The sequence below is a fragment of the Xylophilus sp. genome (assembly GCA_009914555.1).
GTDB lineage: Bacteria > Pseudomonadota > Gammaproteobacteria > Burkholderiales > Burkholderiaceae_C > WNDY01.
This window is the reverse complement of the sequence record WNDY01000129.1, coordinates 1-3,047: the sequence shown is the minus strand read 5'-3', so window position 1 is coordinate 3,047 and position 3,047 is coordinate 1. Positions and strand designations below refer to the sequence as shown.

The window sequence follows — 3,047 nt, the reverse complement described above, 5'->3', positions numbered from 1 at the left end:
CTGGCCCACTCAGGCCATCCAGACTCCACAGGACCACGCGGGCGCGATCCGCTTCCCGCCGATCTTTCGACCGGCTCATTTGCGCCAGGGCGGATCGGGCTTCTTCGCTGGCCGTCAATGTGCATCTGCGCCCCATTCTCAACGCTCCACGTCACCATTTCATGGCTCATGTGGTTACGTGGGAAAATTTTTCAAGACCTGCTTAGCAGCGTTGCCGTGTCATGGTCGAGGGCCAGGGAGCGGCTTGCGCGATCGCGCGAGGCCGTCGCGCCACACACGTCGCACAGGTCGCACAGGTCGCTCAGGCCGATGCGAGCCAGGCCGCGCCCGAGGGCCACAACGCGCGGTTCTCGTCGGCGAAATAGCCGGCCCGGCCGATCGGGCGCTGGCCTCGATGCGGTGCGATTTCGCGCAGCTCGACGCGGGCAGCACGATAGCGGCGGTGCAGCGCGATCACGGCTTCGCGTGGCGCGAGGCGATCGTCGTCGATCACATAGGCCAGCAGCGGCCCGCGGTAGGTGTCGAACGTCAGGTGAAGCAGTCGGCCAGCGGCATCGACGAAATACGCCGGATGCCGGCGCCAACGCGCCCATTCGCGCGCCACGCCGGCCGGCACCTCGCCCTCGCCGGCCCGTACGCGCTCGGCAAGCCGCGTGGCAACCGGCAACGCCACCCAGGCCTGCCAGCCGGCACGCACGCGCGCCAAGCCGCGAGCCCGCTGCCAGCCGCCGTCACCGCTCGCGACGCTGAGCACACCGCGCACCTGGGCCAGGTTCGGTGCGAGCCCGAGCCATTGCCCGCCTTCGGCATGACCGACCGCCAGCAGCCGCGCCCCGGGGGCCCGCGCCGCCAGACAGTCGAGCGCGGCCGGCAAATCGACCTCGCCCCATTGACGCAGCGTGGCCGGATCGGATGCCGCATGCACGGCCCGCGATCCGCCTACTCCGCGAAAGTCGAAACAGAGCACGCGAAAGCCAGCCGCGGCGAGATGGCTCGCATAGGCGTCATATCGGGTTCGGGGCGCGCCGAGCGCGCCACTGATCAGCACCGCGCGGCCGTTCGACGCCGCCGGCACATAGAGCGTGCCCATCAGTGTCCGGCCGTCGCGTGCCTCGAACTGGAGAGTCTCGACCGTGATCGTCATCGTCTGTCTCGTGGCGGGAGCCGCTATTGTGCAAGCGTTCGATACACGCTGCCATATCGAAGCGCGCAGCGCAGCGGTGAGGCACTCGCCCAGGCGCACCGCACGCACGCGGTCCCATCAGGGCGCACACCATCACACCCCGGTGGCCTCAAGCCCGGCGTCAGTGCCCTTGCGCACTTGCGCGGTCGGCCGCGCGAGCGTAAAGCTGCCAGAACGTGCGCGTGTATGAGCGCGCAAGCTGCGGCATGTCGCGATAGACATCGAGGCCGCCCGGCGCCTGCGTGGGCGCGACACGGCCGGCCGGCAGCCCACGCGAAGCGGGCATGCCGAGCGCCACCGCGTCGTCGGCCACCACGAACGGCGCGGTTAGCCAGGCTGGCCGGCTCGCGAGTGCGACGTCGACTCCGGCGCCCGTCAGATAACCGGCTCCGCTGTAGCGCAACGCCGGGCCCGAGCGATCGAGCACGACGCGCACGTCCACGCCGCGCCGGCGCGCGGCGCACAACGCTTGCGCAAGGACGGGCGGCAGCGTCACGTAACCGGCCACGAGCACGCGCCGTCGCGCGCCCTGCACCAGCGCGAGCGTGGCGTCGAGCGCGGTGGCGGCCGTCAGATCGGACTGAAAATAGGCGGGTACCGAGACCTCGCCGGACGGCGCAGGCAACGCCGCGACATCGAAGCAAACAGGGAGGGATAGCGCGGCTGCGAGCGCGGCGGCAAGGGCGTGTGGTCTCATCGGGCGGGTATTGTAGTCACGCCGGATCGGACCGCAAGTGCTTTCGATAAAGCGTGGCGCCGCGACGACGTTCGCACGCCGCCATGCTGCCGTGAGGCCGTGCGCGTACGCCATCGAGCCGGGCGAGCGCGCGCTGCATCGGGGCCCGATCGCCGGGCCCGCGGCCGTACCCGGGCCGGTGCGGCTTGCCGGCGCGCAGGCTCCTGCGCGCTCCCGCGCAGGCACGGCACGGGCACCGCCGCCCACCGGCTCACGCCACGGCCACTCTCGCCAGCCACGTATCGACGCCGTCCCACGAATGGAAATCGGTCAGGCTGCGTGCGGGAATCGCCGGATACGTGGCGGCTGCCATGTCGGCCAGCGCACGCCCGGGGCCCAGCTCGAGGAAAGCGCTCGCGCCGGCTTCGACACAGCCCGCTAGGCACGCGGCCCAGTCGACGGGCTCGGCGAGCTGACGCGCCAGCTTGTCGAGGCCCGCGCGCGCATCGAGCACGGCCGCGCCGTCGATCCCGCTGAAAAGCCGCGTGCCGGCCTCGCCGCGCGCGAGCGGGACCGCATCGAGCGCGGCGCGAAACACCGGCACCGCGGCAGCAAGCCGTGGCGTGTGCGAGGCGATGTGCACCGGCACCGGCACGACGCGCGTGGCGCCCTGTGCCCGGGCCGCGTCGGCCAGGGCGGGCAACGCGTGCGCCACGCCGGCCACCACGTGGGCATAGCCGGGATTGACGATGGCCACGGCCGCCTCATACTGCGCACAGAGCGCCTCGAGCTTCGAGCGGCAGAGCCCGCGCACGAACAGCATCGCCTCGTCGCCGCCGCTGGCGGCATCCATCGCGTCGGCGCGCGCGCCCACCAGATCGAATGCCGTCAGCGCATCGAAGCGCCCGGCCACATGCCAGGCCGCGATCTCGCCAACGCTGCAGCCTGCCACGCAGCGACGCCTAAGCAGCTATGCGTAAATCACAACACGTATTGATGACCCGCTCTTGATTCATCGCGAGGACGGCTTGATGAATTTTCGAGTCGAGATCGTCCACGGACAGGAACGTCCGATTGGCCAGATGATGGCGCTTGAGATCGCGCCAGCTTCGTTCGATGTCGTTGAGCTCGGGCGCGTATTTCGGCAACCATTCGACCGTGAGCCATGGCCGTTGTGCGAGCGCCTTC

General features: G+C 70.6%; 3 protein-coding genes and 1 pseudogene. All 4 read right to left on the bottom strand.

What is annotated here, in order from left to right; all coding sequences use genetic code 11:
* Window positions 1-301: 301 nt before the first annotated feature.
* Window positions 302-1,144 carry an alpha/beta hydrolase family protein gene (locus GAK38_RS23795; protein ID WP_325347349.1) on the bottom strand — a complete coding sequence of 281 codons (843 nt, stop codon included), beginning with the start codon at window positions 1,142-1,144 and terminating at the stop codon, window positions 302-304.
* Between the two features lie 160 nt (window positions 1,145-1,304).
* On the bottom strand, window positions 1,305-1,880 hold the full coding sequence (locus GAK38_RS23790) for a hypothetical protein (protein WP_325347348.1): 576 nt from the start codon (window positions 1,878-1,880) through the stop codon (window positions 1,305-1,307).
* A gap of 250 nt (window positions 1,881-2,130) precedes the next feature.
* A pseudogene (locus tag GAK38_RS23785) lies at window positions 2,131-2,829 on the bottom strand (acyltransferase domain-containing protein); the annotation flags it as partial.
* Window positions 2,822-3,007 carry a transposase gene (locus tag GAK38_RS23780; protein WP_291785639.1) on the bottom strand — a complete coding sequence of 62 codons (186 nt, stop codon included), beginning with the start codon at window positions 3,005-3,007 and terminating at the stop codon, window positions 2,822-2,824. The pseudogene GAK38_RS23785 and the gene GAK38_RS23780, both read right to left, overlap by 8 nt.
* Window positions 3,008-3,047 lie beyond the last annotated feature (40 nt).